Here is a 23,545-nt window from a genome sequence, read left to right on the forward strand (position 1 = left end):
CCCCACAAGGGGGAGGGCTTAACCCAGCCGATCCGCCGAGTTCGTGTCGGGCAAGACGGGGCCGCAGGTTTTCTCCCCCCTTGTGGGGGAGATGGCCGGCAGGCCAGAGGGGGTTTCATCATCCGCGTCGCTCACCAGCAAATGGGATGCTACTTAATGTCTACCCATACGGAAATTCACACTCAGGTCACTCCTGAGGAGATAGCGCATACCTTTGACGAGGCCCCCGCCGAAGTCGATCTCAAGGTCTATGCCTTCGAAGACTGGATCACGCTCGGCCTATTCTGGCTGATGACGGGCTGCGTCTTCCTGCAATTCTTTACCCGCTACGTCTTGAACGACAGCTATGCCTGGACCGAGGAAATCGCCGTCAACTGCCTGATCGGCGTGGTATTTCTCGGCTCCGTCATGTGTGTGCGCATGTCGCGCCACATCCAGGTGGACGTGCTCTACCACTATCTGCCCGCGCATGTGACACGCGTGATGGCGACGATTGTCGACATCATCCGCATCGGCTTCTTCGCCTACGGCTCGTGGCTGATGTGGCGTTACATGGAAGTCGTCGCCGGCGAGGAAATGGTCACCGTCGACCTTCCGCGCGACATCATCTTCTATTCCGTGCTCGCGGCATTCGTCCTGATGCTGTTCCGTTCCATTCAGGTCTTCATCGCCAATATGCGCCGCGGTTATTCGGTGCTCGAGCGACCCGAAGCCTTCCAGAGCGAGGGCTGAGATATGCTGCTTCTCATTGGTTCTTTTCTGGCGCTGATGCTGCTCGGCGTGCCGGTCGCCATTTCGATGGCCGTGTCGTCGGTGTCCTACATCATCTTCTATGGTGTCGCGCCGGATATCATCGCCGCCCAGCGTCTTATCGCCGGTGTCGAGAGCTTTCCGCTTCTCGCCGTTCCCTTCTTCATCCTTGCCGGTAACCTGATGAATGTCGCCGGCGTCACCGGCCGCATCTATTCCTTCGCCGTCGCCCTCGTCGGCTGGATGAAGGGCGGCCTGGCGCAGGTCAACATCATCGGCTCCGTTGTGTTCTCCGGCATGTCCGGCACGGCGCTGGCCGATGCCGCCGGTATCGGCACGATCGAAATCAAGGCGATGAAAGACCATGGTTATCCGGTCGAGGCCGCCGTCGGCGTCACCGCCGCGTCTGCCACACTCGGCCCCATCTTCCCGCCGTCGCTGCCCTTCGTCATCTACGGCATGATGGCCAACGTCTCGATCGGCGCGCTGTTCATGGCCGGCATCGTGCCCGGCGTCGTCATGACGGTGCTGATGATGGTCACGGTCGCCGTCTTCGCCTTCGTCAAGCGCTGGGGCTCGGATACGCCGTTCAACATCCGCAACCTCTTCGGTGCGTCGCTCGAAGTCATGGTCGTCATGATGGTGCCACTCGGCATCTATCTCCTGACCTTGATGGGCCTGTCGCTGAACTTTGCAGTCGGCATCGCCCTGATCGTACTCATCGCCGCCGACTGGTATTTCGACTTCTCCGCCGTCATGGCGCTGATGACCCCGGTCATCCTGATCGGCGGCATGACGATGGGTTGGTTCACGCCGACGGAAGCAGCGGTCGCCGCCGTTCTCTGGTCGCTGTTCCTCGGGCTCGTGCGCTATCGCACGATGACCTTCCGGACCCTTGCCAAGGCAACGATGGATACGATCGAAACCACGGCCTCCGTGCTGTTCATCGTCGCCGCAGCCTCGGTCTTTGCCTGGTTGCTCACCGTCAGCCAGACGGCGCAGCTTCTGTCGACCGCGATCACCAGCCTTACCGACAGCAAATGGGTGTTCCTGATCCTCGTGAACCTGCTGATGCTGTTCGTCGGCTGCTTCCTCGATACGATCGCGGCAATCACCATCCTTGTGCCGATCCTGCTGCCGCTGGTGCTGCAGTTCGATATCGACCCGGTGCATTTCGGCCTGATCATGACGCTGAACCTGATGATCGGCCTGCTTCACCCGCCGCTCGGCATGGTGCTCTTCGTCCTCTCGCGCGTGGCCAAACTCTCGGTCGAACGCACGACGATGGCGATCCTACCCTGGCTGGTACCGCTGTTCATCGCGCTGATCCTCATCACCTTCATCCCGGCCATCACGCTCTGGCTGCCGACCGAGATGGGCCTGATCCGCTGACGATACTCCGCCTGCGCCGCCAGACGGCGCAGGCAACAAATTCCAACTGAAGGCATCATCATGTTGACGAAGATCGTTCGTCTCTACGGCAAGCAGGACTTGCACGTCGAAACCCAGGAATGCCCCGAACCCGGCCCCGGCGAAATCCGCCTGAAAATGGCCCGGGGCGGCATTTGCGGTTCCGATCTCCACTATTTCCAGGATGGCGGCTTCGGCCCGGTCCGCGTGCGAGAACCGATCATTTCCGGACATGAAGCCTCGGGGCATATCGAGGCGGTCGGCTCCGGCGTCACCGGCCTTGCGCCCGGCATGCTCGTCGCCGTCAACCCATCCCAGCCCTGCGGCCATTGCCACTATTGCGGCATCGGCCAGCCGATCCATTGCCTCGAGATGAAATTCATGGGCTCGGCCATGCGCCTTCCCCACGAGCAGGGCATGTTCCGCGAAAAGCTGATCGTCCCGGCGATCCAGTGCTTTCCTGTAGAAGGCGAAGCGTCAGCCGCCGAAGCCGCCTGCGCCGAACCGCTTGCCGTCTGCCTCCATGCGGTTGCTCAGGCCGGCGATCTTACCGGCAAAAACGTGCTCGTCACCGGCGCCGGCCCGATCGGCCTGCTTGTCGTCGCAGCTGCGCGCCACGCCGGTGCGGGCCGGATCACGGTCACCGATCTCGCTGATGCAGCCCTCTCCCGCGGCCCAGCCATGGGTGCCGACGAGACGATCAACGTCTCCAGACCCGATGCACTTGCGCCTTACCAGAAGGACAAGGGCACGTTTGACGTGGTCTTCGAATGCTCGGCCGCCGGCCCTGCCCTCGTCTCGGCCTTCCAGAGCGTCAGGCCGCGCGGCACGATCGTGCAGGTCGGCGTCACCGGCGAATTGTCGGTTCCGGTCAACATGCTGGTCGGCAAAGAAATCACCTGGCGCGGCTCGCAGCGGTTCCACGAGGAATTCGCCCGTGCCGTCAAACTGATCGGCGCAAGGGACATCGATGTCCGGCCGATCCTCTCTCACACATTCCCGATCGACGAGGCGCTCCAAGCCTTCCTGCAGGCCGGTGATCGCACCGCCGCCTGCAAGGTCCAGATCGCCCTCAGCTAAAAGGAAAGACAGATGCGACACACATGGCGATGGTTCGGACCGGTCGATAAGGTCACTGTCAGGGATGCAGCCCAGGCAGGCGCCGAGGGCATTGTCAGCGCCCTGCATCACATTCCGACCGGTGCCGTCTGGCCCGTCGATGAAATCGAGAAACGCCATCAGGCGATCCGCGACGGCGGTCTATTCTGGGATGTGGTGGAAAGCGTTCCGGTCTCCGAAGAGATCAAGACCCAGACCGGCGACTGGCGCGAGCATGTGAAGAACTGGCAGGAAACGCTCCACCGCCTCGCCGCCTCCGGCATCAAAACCGTCTGCTACAATTTCATGCCGGTGCTCGACTGGACCCGCACCGACCTGCGCTGGGAAACGAAGCATGGCGCAAAGGCGATGCGCTTCGATCTCACCGATTTCATCGCCTTCGACATCCATATCCTGAAACGTCCCGGCGCAGCGCAGGATTATCCCGAGCGGTTGCAGGAAGAAGCGGCCCGACGCTTCGCCTTGCTCGATGACGCCCGCATCGCAGCGCTCGGCAAAAATATCGGCGCAGGCCTGCCCGGCTCGGCCGATGGCTACACGCTCGACCAGCTGCTCGAAAAACTGCGCACCTATCAGGGCATCGACGCGAAAAAACTGCAGTCGCATCTCATCGATTTCCTTTCGGAAGTCACCCCGGTCGCTGAACGGGTCGGCATCAATATCTGCGCCCATCCGGACGATCCACCGTGGCCGCTGCTCGGCCTGCCACGCATCCTGTCGACCGGCGACGACTATGCCCACATGCTGCGTCAGGTGGATAGCCGCGCCAATGGCGTGACGCTCTGCTCCGGTTCGCTCGGCGCGCGCGCGGATAACGATCTCGCGGAGATCGCCACCCGCTTCGCCGACCGCATCCATTTCGTCCATCTGCGCAACGTCACCCGTGACGAAGACACTCTTCCCTGCTCCTTCTTCGAGGATGAGCATCTGGAAGGTGGTACCGATATGGTCGCCGTCATCGCCGCTCTCCTGACCGAAGAGAAGCGCCGCAAGGCGGAGGGCCGCGAAGACCACCAGATCCCGATGCGACCCGACCACGGCCAGGAAATTCTGGACGATTTGTCCCGCGGCGCCCAACCCGGTTATCCGGCGATCGGCCGCCTGAAGGGGCTGGCGGAACTGCGCGGCATCGAGCGCGCCTTGAGCCACAGCCAGTTCGGACTTGGCCGATGACGAACCATCTTTCAACCGAAACGCAGCTTCCCGCCGGCGTCGCCCAACCCGGTTATGACCGTTCAGAGCTTCGCCCCGGCATCCTGCATTTCGGCCTCGGCGCCTTCCACCGCGCCCATCAGGGCGTCTATACCCAGCGCGCGCTGCAGAGCGAGTTCGGCCCCTGGGGCATCGTCGCCGTCAACCTGCGATCACCCGAACCCGTCGAAGCATTGGCTGCGCAGGACGGCCTCTATTCGATCACCGTGCGCGATAGTGACGGCGACACGATCGAGGTCGTCGGCGCGACCGTCGACTGGCTTTGCGCCGCGACCGACCGGGAGCGTGTACTCACCTATCTCGCCAGCCCCTTCATCCATGTCGTCACCCTGACCGTCTCGGAAAAGGCCTATGGCCTGCATCCATCGACCGGCGGTATCGACGAGACGCATCCCGCCGTCGCCAACGATCTCGCCAATCCCGCCGCCCCGGTCGGCGCAGTCGGCTATCTCGTCGCCGGTCTCGCCGCCCGCCGTGACAAGGGCATGCGCCCCTTCACCATTCTCTGCTGCGACAACCTCCCCTCCAATGGCAAGGTCGTTCGCCGTCTGGTTCTGGACATGGCCAAACGCCGCGATCCCGAACTGGCGAAATGGATCGAGGAAGAGGTCACCTTTCCCTCCTCCATGGTCGACCGCATCGTCCCCGCCGCAACCGACGACACCCGCACCCGCGCCAAGAGCCTGCTCGGTGTCGACGATGCCATGGCGCTCGATACAGAACCCTTCATGCAATGGGTGATCGAGGACGAATTCGTCTCCGGTCGCCCCGCCTGGGAAGCCGGCGGTGCGCTGTTCGTGAAGAATGTCGAACCATACGAAAAGATGAAGCTGCGGCTACTCAACGGCTCGCACACGATGATCGCCCATCTCGGCTTGCTGAAGGGCCTTGAATGCGTGCGCGACGTGATGGCCGTGCCGGAATTCGTGGCGATGACACGCGACCATATGCGCGCCGCCGCGGCCACGCTCGACCCGGTCCCCGGCATCGATCTCGACCACTACATGGACCAGCTGATCGACCGTTTCAGCAACCGGGCGATCGCCCATCGCAATATCCAGATCGCCATGGATTCCAGCCAGAAACTGCCACAGCGCATTTTTTCGCCGGCCATGGATGCACTGGCCGCCGGTTCGAACGGCAAAAGCTTCGCTAGCGTCGTCGGCCTCTGGATCGCCGCGCTCACCCGCTTCAGCGACTGCAACGACCCGCGCCGCGACGAGCTTCTGGCGGCAGCCCAGGCGGCCGATCCGCAGGATTACACGGCAAGCTTCGTCGCCATCGACGGCCTTTTCCCGACTCCGCTAGCCCAGTCACTTGCTTGGCGGGATCTCGTCAACGCAGAGGTTGCGAAATGGCTCTGAGACGCTCTTTCCCCCTCGTCAGCAGGATTCGCGCATTTAGCACATCCCCCTCTGGCCTGCCGGCCATCTCCCCCACAAGGGGGGAGAGAACTTACAGCTATCGTCTGCCTCGATCGAGCCTCTGCGGCTCGGCCGGGTTAAGCCCTCCCCCTTGTGGGGAGGGTTGGGAGGGGGCTTTCCTCAAATACAACATACCCACCAGCTTCGGAGGAAACCCATCATGAAGGCGCTCGTCTGTATCGAGCCCGGCCGTCTCGCGCTGGAGGATCGTCTAGAACCGGCGCGCGGCGAAGGCGAGGTCAAGGTCCGCATCCGCCATGTCGGCATCTGCGGCACCGATTTTCACATCTTTGCGGGAAAACACCCGTTTCTCGAATATCCGCGCGTCATGGGCCATGAATTGTCCGGCACCGTCGCGGAGGCTCCGGCCGGCAGCAGGCTTAAACCCGGCGAACCCGTCTATATCGTTCCCTACCTTTCCTGCGGCACCTGCCAGGCCTGCCGCCGCGGCATCAGCAATGCCTGCCGCAACATTTCCGTCCTCGGCGTCCATAGCGATGGCGGCATGGCCGAATATCTCTGCGTACCGGAGGAAAACGTCATCCCGACCGGCAATATCCCGCTCGAAGATGCCGCGATGATCGAGTTCCTCGCCATCGGCGCCCATGGCGTCAAACGCGGTGCGATCACGCCGCAGGACCGCGTGCTCGTCACCGGCTCCGGCCCGATCGGCATGTCGGCGATCATTTTCGCCAAAGCCCGCGGCGCGCATGTCACGGTCATGGATACGCGCGAGGACCGGCTCGCCTTTGCCGTCGAAAAGCTCGGTGCCGACGAGACCATCTTTGCCGATGCCGACGCGGAACAGGTGTCCGAACGGCAGACCGGCGGCGAATGGTACGATGTAGTCATCGACGCCACCGGCAACGCCATCCCCATGCAGCGCGGTTTCAATTTCCTCGCCCATGGCGCCCGTTACGTGCTGCTCTCGGTCGTCCGCCAGGACATCACCTTCTCCGATCCGGAATTCCACAAGCGCGAGGCCACGCTGATCGCCAGCCGCAATGCCCAGCCGGATGATTTTGCCGAAGTCGTGCGCCAGATCGAGGCAGGCAAGGTCCCGACCCGCGCGCTGAACACCCACCGCGCACCGCTTTCCGACGCGGTGAAGCTGTTTTCCGAATGGTCGAAGCCGGAGGCAGGCGTGATCAAGGCCATTCTGGAGGTTTGAGGCTTTTGCAGCTGCCAGTTTGAGGAAGCTTCAGACGGCTGTTACGGCTTGCGCCTCAGGAAATTCGAGGCCCGCTTTGGCCACGCCGTCAACAACATTCTCCCTCATCCCTGTGCTTGTCACAGGGATCCAGCGGCCCAAGTCCTTGGGCCAGAAAACTCCTTTCACGGCGCAGACGCGCCGTGGCTGGATTCCTGTGACAAGCACAGGAATGAGGGAATTCAAAAGCAACCGTCGGCGAAAAAAGCTTCTCCCTCAACAATCAAGGCGCCGAATGGCGCCTTGATTGTATCCAGACTTAAGCTTCGGCTCACGCCGCCTTCGACCGTCCGAACTGATAGGCCTCGATCGACTGCGGCTTCATCTCAATCGAGAAGCCCGGCCGCGACGGCGGCATGTAGGCGGCGTCCTTGATCACGCAGGGGTCGACGAAATGTTCGTGCAGATGGTCGACATATTCGATCACCCTGCCCTCCTTCGTTCCCGATACTGCAATGTAGTCGATCATCGACAGATGCTGCACATATTCGCATAAGCCCACGCCGCCGGCATGCGGCCAGACCGCCTTGCCGAATTTCGCCGCGATCAACAGCACCGCCAGCACCTCGTTCAGCCCGCCCATGCGGCAGGCATCGATCTGCACGATGTCGATCGCGCCCTCGGCGATGAACTGCTTGAACATGATGCGGTTCTGGCACATTTCGCCGGTCGCCACCTTCACCGGCGCAATCGCCTCGCGGATCTTTTTATGCCCCGCCACGTCGTCAGGGCTGGTCGGCTCCTCGATGAAGAACGGCTTTGCGAAAGAGAGCGCCTTCACCCAGTGGATCGCCTGATCGACATCCCAGACCTGGTTGGCATCGATCATCATGTAGCGATCCGGCCCAATCACCTCGCGGCAAATGGTAAGCCTACGGATATCGTCTTCGAGATCACGCCCGACCTTCATCTTTACATGGCTGAATCCGGCATCGACCGCCTCCTGCGCCAACCGGCGCAGCTTGTCGTCGGGATAGCCCAGCCATCCGGCCGAGGTCGTGTAGCAGGCATAGCCTTCACGCTCGAGAATGGCGATCCGTTCCGCCTTGCCCTCTTCGGCCTTGCGCAGGATGTCGATCGCCTCGTCGCGGGTCAGCGCGTCGGTGAGATACCGATAATCGACAATATCGGCGATCTCTTCCGGCGACATGGTGGCCACGAATTTCCACACCGGCATGCCCGCCTCCTTGGCGAGCGCATCCCAGAGTGCATTGACCACCGCACCAGTAGCAAGGTGCATCGCGCCCTTGTCCGGCCCGATCCAGCGCAGCTGGCTATCGCCGGTCAGATGCCGCCAGAATTTTCCGGGTGCGGCGCGCATTTCCGAAAGGTCCTTGCCGACAACCAGATGCCGCATTGCCTCGATCGCCATGCAGCAAATGTCGTTGCCGCGGCCGATGGTAAAGGTCAGGCCGTGGCCGGAAACGCCGTCCTTGTCGGTTTCGAGAATGACATAGGCCGCCGAGTAATCCGGATCGGGGTTCATCGCATCGGACCCGTCAAGACTTGCCGAAGTCGGGAAGCGCAAGTCGAAAACACGAAGATTGGTGATGCGGGTCATGGCTGCGGCCTCCTCTGCCGACTTGAATTTCATGAAATCGGCGCGCCAGCCTCCAAACCGGCGCGCCGATAGATGGCCTTAGATATCGGCCTTGAAGGTCTGCTTCTGGGTACCGAGGCCTTCGATGCCGAGTTCGACGACGTCACCGGCCTTGAGGAAGCGCGGCGGCTTCATGCCAAGGCCGACGCCCGGAGGCGTGCCGGTGGAGATGACATCGCCCGGATGCAGCGACATGAACTGGCTGAGATATGAGACGAGGAACTTGACGCCGTAGACCATGGTCTTCGACGAACCGTCCTGCATCTTTTCGCCGTTCACCGTCAGCCACATGCCGAGGTTCTGCGGATCCGGAATCTCGTCCTTGGTCACCAACCAAGGGCCAAGCGGACCGAACGTGTCGCAGGATTTGCCCTTGGTCCACTGGCCCGAACGCTCGGCCTGGAAGGCACGTTCGGAAACATCGTTGGTCAAGCAATAGCCGGCAACGTAATCCAGCGCATCGTCCTCGGAAACGTATTTCGCCGTCTTGCCGATGACGACACCGAGCTCGACTTCCCAGTCGGTCTTTTCCGATCCGCGCGGAATGACGACATCGTCATTCGGGCCGACGATGGCGGACGACGCCTTCATGAAAATGATCGGCTCCGGCGGCACGGTTGCGCCTGTCTCGGCGGCATGGTCGGAATAGTTGAGGCCGATGCAGATGAACTTGCCGGTACCCGCGACACACGGGCCGAGACGCGGCGAACCTTCGACCAGCGGCAGGCTTTTCACATCGATAGCGCCAAGCTTTGCAAGCGCATCAGGGGCAAGTGCCGCGCCCGAAAGATCGGAAACATGGCCGGAAAGATCACGGATCTTGCCGTCAGCATCGACGATCGCAGGCTTTTCGGCGCCGGGCGCGCCATAACGCAGGAATTTCATGAATACAGTCCTCTTAAGTTTAAACTCTGCTTATTCAAAAGGTTCAGATCGACCAGCCGCCGTCGATGCCGACAGCCTGACCGGTCGTGTAGGTAGCGCCGGCGAGATAGACCGCCAGTTCCGCAATTTCTTCGGGGCTTCCGAGACGCCCCATCGGCTGGCGTGCGATAAAGGCTGCACGCGCCTCCTCGTAATTGCCCTGGGCGCGCATGCGCTGTTCCAGAGATGGGCTTTCCACCGTACCCGGGCAGATCGCGTTGCAGCGGATGCCGCGCGTCACGTAGTCGGCAGCAATCGCCTTGGTCAGCCCGATCACGGCCGCCTTGGTCGTGCCATAGGCGCAACGGTTCGGCACGCCCTTGGAGCTCGACGCGATCGAGGCCATGTTGATGATCGTGCCGTCGCCGCGTTCCAGCATGCCCGGCAGCACGGCCTTGATCGTGCGCACCATGGCGCGAACATTGAGATCGAAGGCAAAGTCCAGATCCTTGTCGGTCATTTCCAGTACCGAGCCGCCATGCACGACGCCGGCGCAGTTGAACAGCACATCGACCGCGTCGATGCGTTCGAAAAAGGCCGTCACCGAAGCGCTGTCGAGCACATCGAGCTTTGCCGTTTCGATATTGGCGCTGCCGTTGAGCGTCGCCAGCGCGCCCTCGTTGATATCGGTCGCAAAGACTTGTGCGCCCGCTTCGGCATAGGCCAATGCGCTGGCCCGCCCTATCCCCTGACCGGCGGCGGTCACGACGACCACCTTGCCTCCTAGCTTACCTGTCATCCTCTTCTCCCTTTAGATCATTTTCGTCTTTCTTCGAAACACGAAACTGCTCTATCTATTTGTTTCTACGCAATTCCTGACGCAAAACCGGTTTCCACTTTTGCTGGAATTGCTCTAATCCAGATGGAACACCTCATCCATCGATGCCCACCATTCCCCATCCTTTCGCGTTGCGAAAGGTCTTTGGCAGGGAATACAGTACGACCACCATTCCTGGTTCTTCTCACTCGCCGCCATTTTCGCCATATCGGCAGCGAAATCAGCACCATGATATTCCCAGTAACCGAACAGCAGGTTCTCCGGCTCGCGCAGAAATATCGAGTAGTTGGAAATATTGCAGTGCGATATGAGGTCAAGGATCTCGGGCCAGACCGCGGCATGCAGCGCCTTGTATTCCTCGACCTTTTCCGGCGCGAGGCCGATCACCATCCCCATTCTCTGCATGGTCTATCCTCACAATCCATAGAAGCGTCGGGCATTGCCGCCGAACACCGCATCGTGATCAGCTTCCGGCACGATCTCACGGCATTGAGCAATCCATCCGGCATAACTCCCGGCCAGATCAACGACCGGCCAGTCGCTGCCCCAGATCACCCGGTCCGCCCCGAACAATTCGAGAATGGTCTCGATATAGGGCCGCAGCGCTTCCGACTTCTGTCCGCCCGCCTCGGTCAACAGGCCGGAAAGCTTGCAGCAGACATTGTCGAGTTCCGAAAGCCGCAGCATCGCGTGCCGCCAGTCGCGATAATGCCCCGTAGCGATCCGCGGCTTCGCCCCGTGGTCAATGACCACCGGCAGGCCGGGATGACGGCGGGCGAAGGCGTGAAGGGCGACAAGATGCGGCTCAAGCACCAGCGCATCGAAAACCAGATGATGCGCCATCATCGCCTCGACAGCCGGCTCAAGCGCCGGATCGTCGATCCAGTCGGGATCGGCGATATCCTGCAGCATCGGTCTCAGCCCCTTCAGCTTCGGCGCCTTGGCAAGATCGGCGATCACCTCCGGCGCATCCGCGGCTTTCATATCGACCCAGCCGACGACACCGAGAATGGTATCGCTCTTCTCGGCGAGGCCCAGCATGAACCGCGTGTCCTCGACACTCGGCCTCGATTGCACGAGGATCGTGCCGCCGACGCCGGCAGCCTCGATTTCCGGCGCCAGATCTGCGGGTAGGAAATCGCGGTGAATGGCGGCAAGCTCCGGTGGCGGCCAGCCGCCGTTGCGATCTTTCAGCAGCCAGAAATGCTGGTGGGCATCGATGATCATCGTCTCAGCCACCCGAAACCGATGCATCCGCAGCGATCACACCCTTGTCCTGCAGCCGGGTCCAGAACGAGGCCGGAATTTCCTGTTCGAACCAGCCGACATTGGCCTTCATCTGCTCGGCATTGCGTGCGCCCGAAACGACACTGACAACAGCCGGATGCAGCGCCGGAAAGGCAAGTGCCGCCGCCTGCATTTCAACGCCTTCAGCCTCGCATGCCGCCTCGATCTCGCCGACGCGGGCGAGAATATCGGCCGGAGCCTCGGCGTAATTGAACTTGCGGTTTCCCGCGAGAAGCCCGGAATTGAACGCGCCGGCAACAACGATCCCGACGCCTTCGCGGTGACAGCGGTCGAGCAGGGCCAAGCTCTCCTGTTCGAGCAGCGTATAGCGCCCGGCCAGCATCGATACGTCGATATCGCATTCGTCCATCGCATCGGCGATCGCCTGCCACTCGTTGACGCCAAGCCCGATCGCCTTGATCAGGCCAGCTGTACGCAATTCGCCGAGCGCCCGGAACCCGCCGCCCTTGGTCAACTGGTCCCAGTAATGCTGGTGACGATCGCCATGGGTGGCGCGGCCGATATCGTGGACAAAAAGCACGTCGGGGGCAAACATGCCGAGCCGCTGGCGGCTATCCTCGAACGAGCGCAGGATCGCGTCATAACCGTAATCATAGGTCGGCCGGAACGGCAGCGGCGCGACAAAGGCATCCTCTTCCGGCCCGACACTGTTATCCGGCAGCATCAGCCGCCCGACCTTGGTGCTAAGCACATAATCGCCCCGCTCGCGGTCCGTCACCATCGTCCCGAGCCGACGTTCCGAGCGCGTATAGCCATAAAAGGGCGCGGTATCGAAATAGCGAATGCCGGCATCCCAGGCGGCCTCGAAGGCGCCGAGCGATTCCTGATAGGGGGTCAACCTGTAGAGATTGCCCATCTGGGCACAGCCCAGCCCCATGAGCGTGAACGAGACGTCGCGATTGCGCAGCCTGCGCCTGTCCGAAACCTTCATGATGTTCTGAAATCCCGATCGTGATCGAAAAGGAGCGCGCGGGAGATCTCCACCCGCGCGCCAGCTTGGTCAGTATAGAACGTTCTTGGCTTCCGGCTTGTCGATATTGTCCTTCGTCACCACGACGACGCCGGTATCGACGGTCTTGTCGACCTTCTGCTTGCCGAGGATCGAGAGCAGCGTCTGGATGCCCTTTTCGCCCATCTGGTAGGAGCCCTGAACGACAGTCGCCGTCAGCGTGCCGTCTTTCACGAATTCCTGCAGGTCCTGGTTTCCGTCAAAGCCGATCGCCACGACCTTGCCCGCCTTGCCGGCCTGCTTGATCGCCCGGCCCATGCCGATCGCCGTCGGCTCGTTGGCGCCGAAAATACCCTTGAGGTCACTGTTGGCGGCCAGAACGTCGGTGGTCTGGTTCAGCGCGGTCGCCATCTGCGACTGCGAATAATAAGGCCCGACGATTTCCAGCTTGGAGTTGGCCTTGATGTAGTCGGTGAAACCGCCGACGCGGCCGATTTCCGAACCGGCACCGGCGACATAGGACATGACGGCGATCTTGCCGGTCTGGCCGACCTTTTCGATCAGCGCCTTGGCGGCAAGCTCGCCGGCCTTGCGGTTATCGGTGGCGAGGAAAGACTGGTAATATTTGTCCGAACCCGCTGAAAGCTGGCTGTCGATGATGACGACCGGGATACGCGCTTCCCAGGCCTTCTTCACCGCCGGCACCAGCGCATCCGGATCGGACGGCGCAAGCAGGATCGCGGCGACCTTACGGTTGACGGCATTTTCCACCATGTTGACCTCGTCGGCGATGGCGGATTCCGCCGCCGGGCCCTGGAAGGTCATCGTGTGTTCGCCCTTGGCACCGCCGATCGCGGCTTCCGCACCCTTCTGCACATTCTGCCAGAAGGTCGAGTTGACCGTCTTGACGATGACGGCGATTTCGCCGGCCGATGCGGCGGAAGCTCCGGCAAAGGCAAGTGCCGACGCCATCAGGACCGTTGCAAGTCTACGCATGTCTTTCCTCCTCGAATGACCCCGGGAAATTCCGCAAAGGTCCGTTAAAAGGGAAGGCTCCTCCCCTCCCCGTGGCTTCCATAATCAGGCCCGGCCCCCGGCCGTTCCCTTGGTCCTCAGCGGCGGTTGCGCAGCTGGTCGATCCACACGGTGACCAGAATGACAAGGCCGATGATGATTTGCTGGGTGAAGGCGGAGACGCCATTCATGTTCAATCCGTTGCGCAATATGCCGATGACAAAGGCGCCGATCATCGTGCCGGAGATCGTGCCGACACCGCCGATCAGCGATGTGCCGCCGATCACCGCGCTGGCAATCGCGTCGAGCTCATAAGCCACCCCCTCGTTCGGCTGGGCAGTCACAAGGCGGGACATCAGCACGCAGCCCGTCAGCCCCGCAAGCGTCCCCGACACGACATAAGTAAAGGCCGTGACGCGCGAAACGTTGACGCCGGAAAGCCTCGCCGCGTCGGCATTCGAACCGATCGCATAGATGTAGCGCCCGAGCACCGTCCGGTTCAGCACGAAGGCGGCGATGAAAGCGATGACGATCATCAGCACGACCGGATAGGGAATTCCGGGAAAGGAGACGACCGGAAAACCCTGATCGTCGATGGATTCGATCCTGAACAGCGAGCCGTTGCCCAGTTCGCCGAAAGCCTCGCCAAGGCCAGATACAGCACGCGCGCCGGTGATCTGCAGTGCCACACCACGCGCGATCAGCATCATGCCGAGCGTCGCAATGAAGGGCGGTAGCTTCAACTGGGTGATGACGAAACCATTGATCAGCCCACAGAGCGAACCGGTCAGAATGCCGAGCAGCATGCCAATCCAGATAGGCAATTGCAGCTCCTTCACCGCAAGCGCCGCCACCACGCCGGCCAGTGCCAGAACCGAACCGACCGACAGATCGATACCGCCGGTAATGATGACATAGGTCGCACCGATGCCAAGCAGCGCAATCGACGTCACCTGCAGCGCGATCGTCATGCCGTTGCCGACGGTGAAGAAGGCACTGCTGGTGGCGGAGAACACTGCGGCCAGCACGAGCAGACTGCCGAGGGCCGCAAATTTCTGGATGATATCCTTCTGCCGCTCGCTGAGACGACGCCCCTGACCGGCGGCCTTCGGGGCCGGCTGTTGCGCCGGTTTTTCGCTGGTCATATCGGCCATGTACTCACAATCCCTGTTCGCCGCGCCGGCCGCTGCCGGACGCGTAATGCATGATTTCTTCCTGGGAGGTCGTTCGCGTCTCAAGCGTCGCGGTGATCCGCCCGCCATGGAAGACGGCGATACGATCGGACATGCCGAGAACTTCCGGTAGTTCCGAACTGATCAGCACGACGCCGATGCCGCGTGCCGCAAGCTCGTCCATGATCTGGTAGATGGCGAATTTCGCCCCCACATCGATGCCGCGCGTCGGCTCGTCGAAGAACATGATGCGCGGCTCGCGAAACAGCCATTTGCCGATGATGATCTTCTGCTGGTTGCCGCCCGAGAGCAGGCGAACCGGCTGGCTGAGGCTCGGCGTGCGGATATTCAGGAGATCGACATAGCGCTGCCCCGCCTCGCGATGCCGCTTGCGGTCGATCACCCCGAAACGGCTCGCGACCGCGCCCATCCGCGCCATGACCAGATTGGCATCGACCGGCATTTTCACCGCCAGCCCCTGCGCCTTGCGGTCTTCGGACAGATAGGCAATGCCCGCCTCGATGGCGCTGCGTGGATCGGAAATCTTCAATTCGCTGCCGTCGAGCGTGATCGTCCCGGCATCGAGCGGATCGGCCCCGAATATGGCGCGCGCCACTTCCGTGCGCCCCGCCCCCATCAACCCGGCAAAGCCGAGGATCTCGCCACGGCGGATCTCGAAATTGATGTCGGAGAACACGCCACGACTGGTCAGGCCGGTTGCGGAAAAGATCACCTTATCGCCCGGCACCCGCGTCGGCTCGGGAAACTTGTCCTCCAGCGACCGCCCCACCATCCGTGCCACGATGTCATCGACCGTCAGCGCAGCAAAATCATCGGTCGAGATATAACGTCCGTCGCGCAGCACGGTGACGCGATCGACGATCTCCGCCATCTCGTCGAGCCGGTGCGAGATATAGATGATGCCGGTGTCCTGGGCCTTCAGGTCGCGGATCACCTTGAACAGAAGCTGTGCCTCCTGCTCGGTCAGCGAAGAGGTCGGCTCGTCCATGATCAGCACGGTCGCATCGAGCGACAGCGCCTTGGCGATCTCCACCATCTGGCATTGGGCCACCGACAGCGTGCGCACCTGCACATTCGGGTCGATATCGACGCCAAGCCTGTCGAGACAGCGCTTCGCATCCGCCACCAGCTTCTTCCGGTCGACAAGAAAACCGCGGCGCGGCTCGCGGGCGAGATAGATGTTTTCCGCCACCGTCAGATGCGGAACGAGATTGAGCTCCTGATGGATGATGGCAATGCCGGCCGCTTCCGATTGAAGCGTCGAGGCAAACTGCACCGGCTCGCCCTTGAAGGTGATCGAACCGGAATTCGGCTGGTAGACACCGCTGATGATCTTCATCAGCGTCGATTTTCCCGCCCCGTTCTCTCCACAGACGGCATGCACCTCGCCGGCGCGCAGATCGAAACTGACGCCTGACAGCGCTTTTACGCCCGGAAATTCCTTGGACACACCCTCAAGCTTCAACAGCACGGCATGTCCAAGGGCATGACCAGCCATGCCTGCAGGTTGCGGCACTCCTCCCATCGCGATCTCCTCTTCGCGCAAGAGCTTCCCAGGGCTCTTGCCGATTATCAAATCGCGACCGCGCCATTTGGTCAAGCCAATTTGCAGATTTTTCTTGCATCATGCTAATTATTGACGCCAACTGCCCGTTAAATACGCAATTGGCCAGACCTCAATGACGGATACACGACGCCTCTATCAACAGACAGCAGACCGCGTCCGGCAGCTTATCGCCAAGGGCGACTATCAGGCCGGCGCGCGCCTTCCCGCAGAGCGCGAACTCGCCCAGCAGCTCGGCGTCTCGCGCCCATCGCTCCGGGAAGCGCTGATCGCGCTCGAAATCGACGGCACGATCGAGATCCGCATGGGGTCGGGCATCTATGTGCTCAACACGGCAAAACCGGCCGGCAATGGCCGATCCCTGGGTGAAAGCCCGTCGGAACTGATGAAGGCGCGTGCCGTCATCGAGAGCGCCATCATCGTCCAGGCGGCGGCAACAATGACGGAAAAGACGCTGGTCATGCTGCGCGCAACGCTCGGTGCGATGGCAGACGATATTGCCAACACGCGAAAGCCGATCGAGCAGGACCGCGCCTTCCACCTGATCATCGCCGAAAGCACCGGCAACACGCTGTTTGCCGAGATCGTCGAAAATCTGTTCGACGAACGCCACAGCCCGCTCTCTGCCGGCATCCGCGGCCATTTCGAGACGGCGGATAGCTGGACCGCAGCCTTGAATGAGCACCACGCTATTTTGGCCGCACTAGAGGCGCGCGATCCACTGGCGGCACAGGCGGCAATGCACTCGCATCTCACCGCCTCCGGTCGCCGCTGGTTGGAAAACTAGCGCGAATGCGCAGCTCTGAAACCGGCTTCTAGAAATCCCAGTCCTCGTCCTCGGTCGCCACCGCCTTGCCGATGACATAGGAAGACCCCGATCCCGAGAAAAAGTCGTGGTTCTCGTCGGCATTGGGCGAGAGTGCCGAAAGGATCGCCGGATTGACCTTGCAGGCTTCCGCGGGGAAAAGAGCTTCATAACCAAGGTTCATAAGCGCCTTGTTGGCATTGTAATGCAGGAATTTTTTGACGTCCTCGGTCAGCCCGACGCCGTCATAAAGGTCTTCGGTATATTTCGCCTCGTTGTCGTAAAGCTCGAGCAGCAGATCGAAGGCAAAATCCTTGATCTCCTGCCGCCTGGCCTCCGGCAATAGTTCCACGGCCCGCTGGAACTTGTAGCCGATATAATAGCCATGCACCGCTTCATCGCGGATGATCAGGCGGATCAGGTCGGCGGTGTTGGTGAGGCGCGCGCGGCTCGACCAGTACATCGGCAGATAGAAACCGGAATAGAACAGAAAGCTCTCAAGAAAGACCGAGGCGATCTTCTTCTTCAAGGGATCGCCGCTTTCATACTGCTCCATGATCAGCGCCGACTTGCGCTGCAAGAACTCGTTTTCCTCCGACCAGCGATAGGCATCGTCGACATCCGGAGTCAGGCAAAGCGTGGAGAAAATCGACGAATAGGAGCGTGCGTGCACGGCCTCCATGAAGGAGACATTGGACAGCACCGCCTCCTCATGCGAGGTGACAGCATCTTCCATCAGCCGCACCGCGCCGACGCCATTCTGGATCGTGTCGAGCAGGGTGAGGCCCGTAAAAACGCGGATTGTGAGCTGCTGCTCGTTGGGCTTCAGCGTTGCCCATGAGGGGATATCGTTGGAAAGTGGGACCTTTTCCGGCAGCCAGAAATTGCTGGTGAGCCGATTCCAGACTTCGAGATCCTTGTCGTCCTCGATACGGTTCCAGTTGATGGCGCGGATGGCGGCTGCGGGCTTGGGGTTCTTTACTTGGATGTTCATCTCGGTCACCGGAATTAGAGCGCACACGATACGCAGCCTTGCACTTCCGTGCCGGTCAGCGCCATCTGGCGAAGGCGGATGTAATAGATGGTCTTGATGCCTTTTTTCCACGCGTAGATCTGCGCTTTATTGATGTCGCGGGTCGTTGCGGTATCGCGGAAGAACAGCGTCAGCGACAGGCCCTGGTCGACATGCTGGGTAGCCGCCGCATAGGTATCGATGATCTTTTCAGGACCGATCTCGTAGGCATCCTGGTAATAGTCGAGATTGTCGTTGGTCATGAAGGCAGCCGGATAATAGACGCGGCCGATCTTGCCTTCCTTGCGGATCTCGATCTTGGACACGATCGGGTGGATCGAGGAGGTAGAGTGGTTGATGTAGGAAATCGACCCGGTAGGCGGCACGGCCTGCAGGTTCTGGTTATAAAGCCCGCCTTCCATGACGGCAGCCTTCAGCTCCAGCCAATCGTCCTGTGTCGGGATATGGATACCGGCCTGTTCGAACAGTTCGGCCACGCGCTCGGTCGCGGGTTTCCATTCCTGTTCGGTATATTTGTCGAAATACTCGCCGCTGGCATATTTCGAGTTCTCGAACCCCTTGAAGCTCCGGGCACGTTCAACGGCAATCCGGTTTGAGGCGCGGATGGCGTGATAGGTCACCGTGTAGAAATACATGTTGGTGAAATCGACGCCCTCTTCCGATCCGTAGAAGATCCGCTCGCGGGCGAGATAACCGTGCAGGTTCATCTGCCCGAGCCCGATGGCGTGGCTGTCGGCATTGCCCTTGGCGACGGAGGGCACGGACGTGATGTTGCTCATGTCGGAGACCGCTGTCAGTGCCCGGATCGAGGTCTCGATCGTTTTGCCGAAGTCGGACGAATCCATCGTATTGGCAATATTGAGCGAACCGAGATTGCAGGAAATGTCCTTGCCCATGTGCTCGTAGGAAAGGTCCGCGCCATAGGTGCTGGCATCGCTGACCTGGAGGATTTCGGAGCACAGATTGCTCATGGTGATGCGACCGGCAATCGGGTTCGCCTTGTTCACCGTGTCCTCGAACATGATGTAGGGATAACCGCTCTCGAACTGGATTTCGGCGATCACCTGGAAGAATTCGCGCGCCTTGATCTTCTTCTTCCTGATCCGGCTGTCGGCGACCATCTCCTCGTATTTTTCCGTGACGGAAATCTCGCTGAAGGCAACGCCATAGACGCGCTCGACGTCATAGGGCGAGAACAGGTACATGTCCTCGTTGTTTTTCGCGAGTTCGAAGGTGATATCCGGCACGACGACACCGAGCGACAGCGTCTTGATGCGGATCTTTTCGTCGGCATTTTCGCGCTTGGTATCGAGAAAACGCATGATGTCGGGATGGTGGGCGTTGAGATAGACGGCCCCTGCTCCCTGACGCGCACCAAGCTGGTTGGCATAGGAGAAAGAATCCTCCAGCAGCTTCATCACCGGGACAACGCCGGAAGACTGGTTCTCGATCTGCTTGATCGGCGCCCCGGCCTCACGCAGATTGGTGAGCGACAGCGCCACGCCGCCGCCGCGCTTGGAAAGCTGCAGCGCCGAATTGATGCCGCGCGCGATGCTTTCCATATTGTCTTCGATGCGCAGCAGGAAGCAGGACACCAGTTCGCCGCGCTGCTTTTTGCCTGCATTGAGGAAAGTCGGCGTTGCCGGCTGGAAACGGCCGGAAATGATCTCGTCGACCATATCCCTGGCAAGCGCTTCATTGCCCTGTGCGAGCGCCAGCGCCACCATGCAGATACGGTCTTCGTAACGCTCGAGATAACGTTTCCCGTCAAACGTCTTCAGCGTATAGGATGTGTAATATTTGAACGCGCCGAGAAAGGTCGGGAAACGAAACTTCTTGTCGTAGGCGTGGTCGAACAGGTCACGCACGAAATTGAACGAATACTGATCCAGCACCTCCTGCTCATAATAGCCCTCGGTCACCAGATAATCGAGCTTTTCCCGCAGGTTATGGAAGAACACCGTGTTCTGGTTCACATGCTGGAGAAAATACTGCTTCGCTGCCTGTCGGTCGCGATCAAGCTGGATTTTCCCCTGCTCGTCGTAAAGGTTCAGCATCGCGTTGAGGGCGTGGTAATCCAGTCCGGTTTCGGCCGACTTTGCCGTGGTCACCGGTTTATCTCCAGCCGGATGAGACGAAGTGTGAAGCGGCTTTTCGCCTGCATTGCGTATTACAGAGTTGCTTGTCGCGTCCAAAATCGTTCCAATCCGTGTCTGACGTTATAGACATCTTCCCGCGTGCCCAGAAGCTCGAACTTGTAGAGAAAAGGCACCTGGCACTTGGCGGAAATGATATCCCCGGCGATGCAATAGGCTGCGCCGAAATTGGTATTGCCCGCGGCAATGACGCCGCGAATGTTGGATCTGTTTTCCGCCTCATTGAGGAAGCGGATGACCTGTTTGGGAACGGCGCCCTTGTGTTCGCCGCCGCCATAGGTCGGAACGATCAGGACAAAGGGATTTGGCGCCTCAAGCGCCTCATCGCTGCTGATCGGTATGCGCCGGGCGGTCACGCCCAGCTTTGCCACGAACCGGTGGGTGTTTTCCGATTTCGTGGAAAAATAGACGACCTCGCCGATCACCATTACGGATCAGGCGAGTGCGCTGATCATGTCCGGGCGAAAACCGGCCCAATGCTGTTCACCGGCGATGACAACAGGCACCTGACGATAGCCGAGGCCCTGCACGAGTTCGTACGCCTCGGCATCGGTCGAAACATCGATGACACTGTAATCGATCCCCTGACGATCGAGAGCGCGGGTGGTTGCAGTGCATTGGACGCAGGCGGGCTTGCTGTAGACGGTAATTGTCATCGGTGGTCCTCGTGAAAAACAGGCGTGCGAAAGCGTTCGGACATCCGCCGATGTCCGGGCAAAGAAATAGGAAATGAAGGCAGACGCAGACGGTCGCCGGGCCGCTAACGGCCCGTCATTCGTACTGACGACGGTACAGGATACTCAAACTCATAAGACTTCACCCCGAAGTGGCTCATGCGGACTGTTCGGGGAAGCGCACGCACGGAAACATCCCGCACGCAAACGCGACCTTCCGGACACCCCGCCCGTGGACGTTTTCGTTTGAGGCAGGTCTCCTGGCTCGCGGGTCGTCGCATCCATCTCACCTTCCCGAGGTCTTTTAGGCCTCAGTGGTTACCGAGCGGATGCTCGTCGCTCACAGTTGCGGGGGCAGCTCCGGCGTTGCATGGCCTTTCATGGGCCTTGCGCACCGTATTCCCGTCTTAGCTTCCGACGCGAATCGGAAGAACCTCGAACACTATATATAGTAGACGACACGAAAAATCCGTCAACGGCTGGGATGGATATGTTGAGGGAAGTTGCCGAATAAATCCCCGGCATGTGGATAACTCGCCGCAACGTTTTGTTGGGTCGCACGGCAGCGCCTTAAATTGGCATCGTCATTCAAGTACGGGCGATCTTCTAAAGCACGTCGCGATCTTTGAGATTCGCTTGCCATGCTTTAGATCTTCGTTTTTGCGCATGTTTTTTTTCGAAACCGTCGCCCACTTTCGGGAGACATGCTGTAGCGAAGAGAAACCGGTTTCGTCGCGAAATCCGCAAGCCATCCCGAATATCGCAGCGACAAAAGCTCAGGCAGCATCCTTGCGCGGCACTGCACGCAGCCGCTCGATCAGATAGGCATGGGTCGCGGCATTGGCGACGATCAGCGTGCCGGTCTTTTCATAGACGTCCGGTCCGCGCCCCCACCAGTCCGTCACGATGCCGCCGGCTTCCTGGACAAGCAGAATGCCCGCAGCCGTATCCACAAAACCGGTTTCCTCGTAATAACCGGTGAGCCTGCCGCAGGCGACATGGGCGCAGGAGTTGGCCGCACTGCCGAGAACGCGGACAGCACCGATCGGCGCGCGGATGTCATCCAGCCGTTGATAGGCACCCGGATAGAGCGAAAGATTGGGAGTGGGCAGGCCGGTGCCGATGCACATCAGGGCAATGTCCTCACTCGCGCTGACTCGCAGCCGCGTGCCGTTGAGATAGGCTCCTTCCCCTTTCATCGCGGTGAACATCTCATCGGAAACGGGGTTATAGACCAATCCGCAGATTGTCTCATTGCCGCGACGCAGCGAAATCGTGATCGTATAGTGCTGGCCGTAGATGAAATTGGTCGTGCCATCGATTGGATCGACCAGCCAGTGGTGATCGCTATCCTTGCCATCCACAGGCGCAAATTCCTCACCGGTGAGGCCCCAGGGATAACGGGAAAGCAAGCGATCGCGGATCAGCATTTCCGATTCCCGGTCGGCATCCGAGACGAAATCACCCGGCCCCTTGATGCCGATCTCGATATCGCGAAAACGTTTGAAATGATCGAGCGTCAGGGCGCCTGCCTCCCGAGCAGTCGCGACCATGTGATCGAGAATGGCAGTGTAATTGATGGTCATTGACGAATAGCCCCGACTAACCCTTCCGGGTCATCTGTCGTGATCTGATCGACCTTGAGGGCAAGCAGGCGCTCGACCTGCGCGATGGTTTGCGGATTGATGTGGTTGATCGTCCAGGCATCGACGCGACGACCTGCAGCGTGAATCGGAGCGACGATATCGATCCCCGCATCCGCGGCGGCCAGCACGATATCGTAAGCGAGATAGATCATCTTGGCGTCCGGCGCGGTCACAAGCGCCTGCGCGATGAAGCTGCGATAATCACCCGTCGCCTGCAGTCGGGCGAGGCTCTCTCCGTAGCAAGGGTCATAGCCGGTTGCTATACCGGGAGCCGCCTTGGCCAGCGTGGCGATGGCGTCGAAATCACCCCCGGACAGGATCAGAGAGGACCTGATCGGGGCAACGCCTGCACCAAAATTGGCAATGAGTTGCGGAGTGAGCGCCTCCAGATCCTCTTTGAAATCGAGTTGAAGCAGCGCGTCCGGATGGAGCTTCTCGTTCGCGAGAAGTGCGCAGAGATCCTCTAGAAGCAATACCCGATCGGTGACGGGCTGCCCTTCATTGTCACGAAGATGAAGCTGCCGAAGTGCGGCAGCACCGGTATCACGCACCTTTCCACGGCCCGTCGTTTCGCGATCGAGCTCCAGATCGTGCAGCACCACACAGCCGTTATCGGCATGAACGACGAGATCGACTTCGACACTGGCGCCAAGGCGCATGGCCTCAACGATACGGTCGCGTGTAAAGACCGGATCGGACAAACGGCAACGTCCGCGATGCCATTTGAGCCATGTGCGATGGCCATTGCGCTCGATCAGGATTGGAGCGGTCACGGT

At 60.5% G+C, this 23,545-nt stretch carries 22 protein-coding genes and 1 riboswitch; of the genes, 7 read left to right on the forward strand and 15 right to left on the reverse strand.

Features of this window, described 5'->3' with window-relative positions:
* Positions 1–156 precede the first annotated feature (156 nt).
* From JNB91_RS12525 to JNB91_RS12550, 6 genes are all read left to right on the forward strand, one after another.
* Positions 157–732, forward strand: a complete 576-nt coding sequence (locus JNB91_RS12525) for a TRAP transporter small permease (RefSeq protein WP_220325851.1) — start codon at positions 157–159, stop codon at positions 730–732.
* Between the two features lie 3 nt (positions 733–735).
* Positions 736–2,142 carry a TRAP transporter large permease gene (locus tag JNB91_RS12530; protein WP_220325852.1) on the forward strand — a complete coding sequence of 469 codons (1,407 nt, stop codon included), beginning with the start codon at positions 736–738 and terminating at the stop codon, positions 2,140–2,142.
* A 60-nt stretch (positions 2,143–2,202) separates the two neighbouring features.
* On the forward strand, positions 2,203–3,240 hold the full coding sequence (locus JNB91_RS12535) for an L-idonate 5-dehydrogenase (RefSeq protein ID WP_220325853.1): 1,038 nt from the start codon (positions 2,203–2,205) through the stop codon (positions 3,238–3,240).
* 12 nt (positions 3,241–3,252) lie between these two features.
* Complete coding sequence (gene uxuA, locus JNB91_RS12540; protein ID WP_220325854.1) at positions 3,253–4,452, forward strand: mannonate dehydratase; 1,200 nt, start codon at positions 3,253–3,255, stop codon at positions 4,450–4,452.
* Positions 4,449–5,855, forward strand: a complete 1,407-nt coding sequence (locus JNB91_RS12545) for a mannitol dehydrogenase family protein (RefSeq protein ID WP_220325855.1) — start codon at positions 4,449–4,451, stop codon at positions 5,853–5,855. Before uxuA ends, JNB91_RS12545 begins: the two co-directional genes overlap by 4 nt.
* A 220-nt stretch (positions 5,856–6,075) precedes the next feature.
* Complete coding sequence (locus JNB91_RS12550; RefSeq protein ID WP_220325856.1) at positions 6,076–7,086, forward strand: zinc-binding alcohol dehydrogenase family protein; 1,011 nt, start codon at positions 6,076–6,078, stop codon at positions 7,084–7,086.
* A gap of 310 nt (positions 7,087–7,396) precedes the next feature.
* Here JNB91_RS12550 and JNB91_RS12555 read toward each other — a convergent pair whose 3' ends face one another.
* The 9 genes from JNB91_RS12555 to JNB91_RS12595 form a co-directional block, all read right to left on the reverse strand.
* Entirely contained in the window at positions 7,397–8,686 is a 1,290-nt protein-coding gene (locus tag JNB91_RS12555) for an L-fuconate dehydratase (protein ID WP_220325857.1), read from the reverse strand.
* A 78-nt stretch (positions 8,687–8,764) separates the two neighbouring features.
* Positions 8,765–9,610 carry a fumarylacetoacetate hydrolase family protein gene (locus JNB91_RS12560; protein WP_220325858.1) on the reverse strand — a complete coding sequence of 282 codons (846 nt, stop codon included), beginning with the start codon at positions 9,608–9,610 and terminating at the stop codon, positions 8,765–8,767.
* A gap of 43 nt (positions 9,611–9,653) precedes the next feature.
* On the reverse strand, positions 9,654–10,388 hold the full coding sequence (locus JNB91_RS12565; protein ID WP_220325859.1) for an SDR family oxidoreductase: 735 nt from the start codon (positions 10,386–10,388) through the stop codon (positions 9,654–9,656).
* A gap of 114 nt (positions 10,389–10,502) precedes the next feature.
* The gene (locus JNB91_RS12570; protein ID WP_220325860.1) at positions 10,503–10,832 is read right to left on the reverse strand and encodes an L-rhamnose mutarotase; all 330 of its coding nucleotides are present in this window, start codon (positions 10,830–10,832) and stop codon (positions 10,503–10,505) included.
* A 9-nt stretch (positions 10,833–10,841) separates the two neighbouring features.
* Positions 10,842–11,654 (reverse strand): amidohydrolase family protein, encoded by an 813-nt coding sequence (locus JNB91_RS12575; RefSeq protein ID WP_220325861.1) that lies wholly within the window; start codon positions 11,652–11,654, stop codon positions 10,842–10,844.
* 4 nt (positions 11,655–11,658) lie between these two features.
* A complete protein-coding gene (locus JNB91_RS12580) occupies positions 11,659–12,666 on the reverse strand; it encodes an aldo/keto reductase (protein WP_220325862.1) in 1,008 nt (335 codons plus the stop codon).
* Between the two features lie 69 nt (positions 12,667–12,735).
* The gene (locus JNB91_RS12585) at positions 12,736–13,680 is read right to left on the reverse strand and encodes an ABC transporter substrate-binding protein (protein ID WP_220325863.1); all 945 of its coding nucleotides are present in this window, start codon (positions 13,678–13,680) and stop codon (positions 12,736–12,738) included.
* 116 nt (positions 13,681–13,796) lie between these two features.
* A complete protein-coding gene (locus JNB91_RS12590; RefSeq protein WP_220325864.1) occupies positions 13,797–14,852 on the reverse strand; it encodes an ABC transporter permease in 1,056 nt (351 codons plus the stop codon).
* A 4-nt stretch (positions 14,853–14,856) separates the two neighbouring features.
* Complete coding sequence (locus JNB91_RS12595; RefSeq protein WP_220325865.1) at positions 14,857–16,416, reverse strand: sugar ABC transporter ATP-binding protein; 1,560 nt, start codon at positions 16,414–16,416, stop codon at positions 14,857–14,859.
* 154 nt (positions 16,417–16,570) lie between these two features.
* On the opposite strand from JNB91_RS12595, the gene JNB91_RS12600 reads away from it, so the two are divergent.
* The gene (locus tag JNB91_RS12600; protein ID WP_220325866.1) at positions 16,571–17,242 is read left to right on the forward strand and encodes a FadR/GntR family transcriptional regulator; all 672 of its coding nucleotides are present in this window, start codon (positions 16,571–16,573) and stop codon (positions 17,240–17,242) included.
* A 28-nt stretch (positions 17,243–17,270) separates the two neighbouring features.
* Here JNB91_RS12600 and nrdF read toward each other — a convergent pair whose 3' ends face one another.
* From nrdF to JNB91_RS12630, 6 genes are all read right to left on the reverse strand, one after another.
* Entirely contained in the window at positions 17,271–18,254 is a 984-nt protein-coding gene (gene nrdF, locus JNB91_RS12605) for a class 1b ribonucleoside-diphosphate reductase subunit beta (RefSeq protein WP_220325867.1), read from the reverse strand.
* Positions 18,255–18,268: 14 nt separating this feature from the next.
* Positions 18,269–20,404, reverse strand: coding sequence for a class 1b ribonucleoside-diphosphate reductase subunit alpha (nrdE, locus tag JNB91_RS12610; protein ID WP_346269318.1), 2,136 nt, complete (start codon positions 20,402–20,404; stop codon positions 18,269–18,271).
* A 59-nt stretch (positions 20,405–20,463) separates the two neighbouring features.
* Complete coding sequence (gene nrdI, locus JNB91_RS12615) at positions 20,464–20,871, reverse strand: class Ib ribonucleoside-diphosphate reductase assembly flavoprotein NrdI (RefSeq protein WP_220326052.1); 408 nt, start codon at positions 20,869–20,871, stop codon at positions 20,464–20,466.
* 12 nt (positions 20,872–20,883) lie between these two features.
* Complete coding sequence (gene nrdH, locus JNB91_RS12620; RefSeq protein WP_220325869.1) at positions 20,884–21,105, reverse strand: glutaredoxin-like protein NrdH; 222 nt, start codon at positions 21,103–21,105, stop codon at positions 20,884–20,886.
* Between the two features lie 251 nt (positions 21,106–21,356).
* A riboswitch (cobalamin riboswitch) is annotated at positions 21,357–21,576 on the reverse strand.
* Positions 21,577–21,899: 323 nt separating this feature from the next.
* A complete protein-coding gene (locus tag JNB91_RS12625; protein ID WP_220325870.1) occupies positions 21,900–22,709 on the reverse strand; it encodes an inositol monophosphatase family protein in 810 nt (269 codons plus the stop codon).
* Positions 22,706–23,542 carry a glycerophosphodiester phosphodiesterase gene (locus tag JNB91_RS12630; protein ID WP_220325871.1) on the reverse strand — a complete coding sequence of 279 codons (837 nt, stop codon included), beginning with the start codon at positions 23,540–23,542 and terminating at the stop codon, positions 22,706–22,708. Before JNB91_RS12630 ends, JNB91_RS12625 begins: the two co-directional genes overlap by 4 nt.
* Between the last annotated feature and the right edge of the window lie 3 nt (positions 23,543–23,545).

The organism is Aliirhizobium wenxiniae (assembly GCF_019511445.1).
GTDB lineage: Bacteria > Pseudomonadota > Alphaproteobacteria > Rhizobiales > Rhizobiaceae > Neorhizobium > Neorhizobium wenxiniae_A.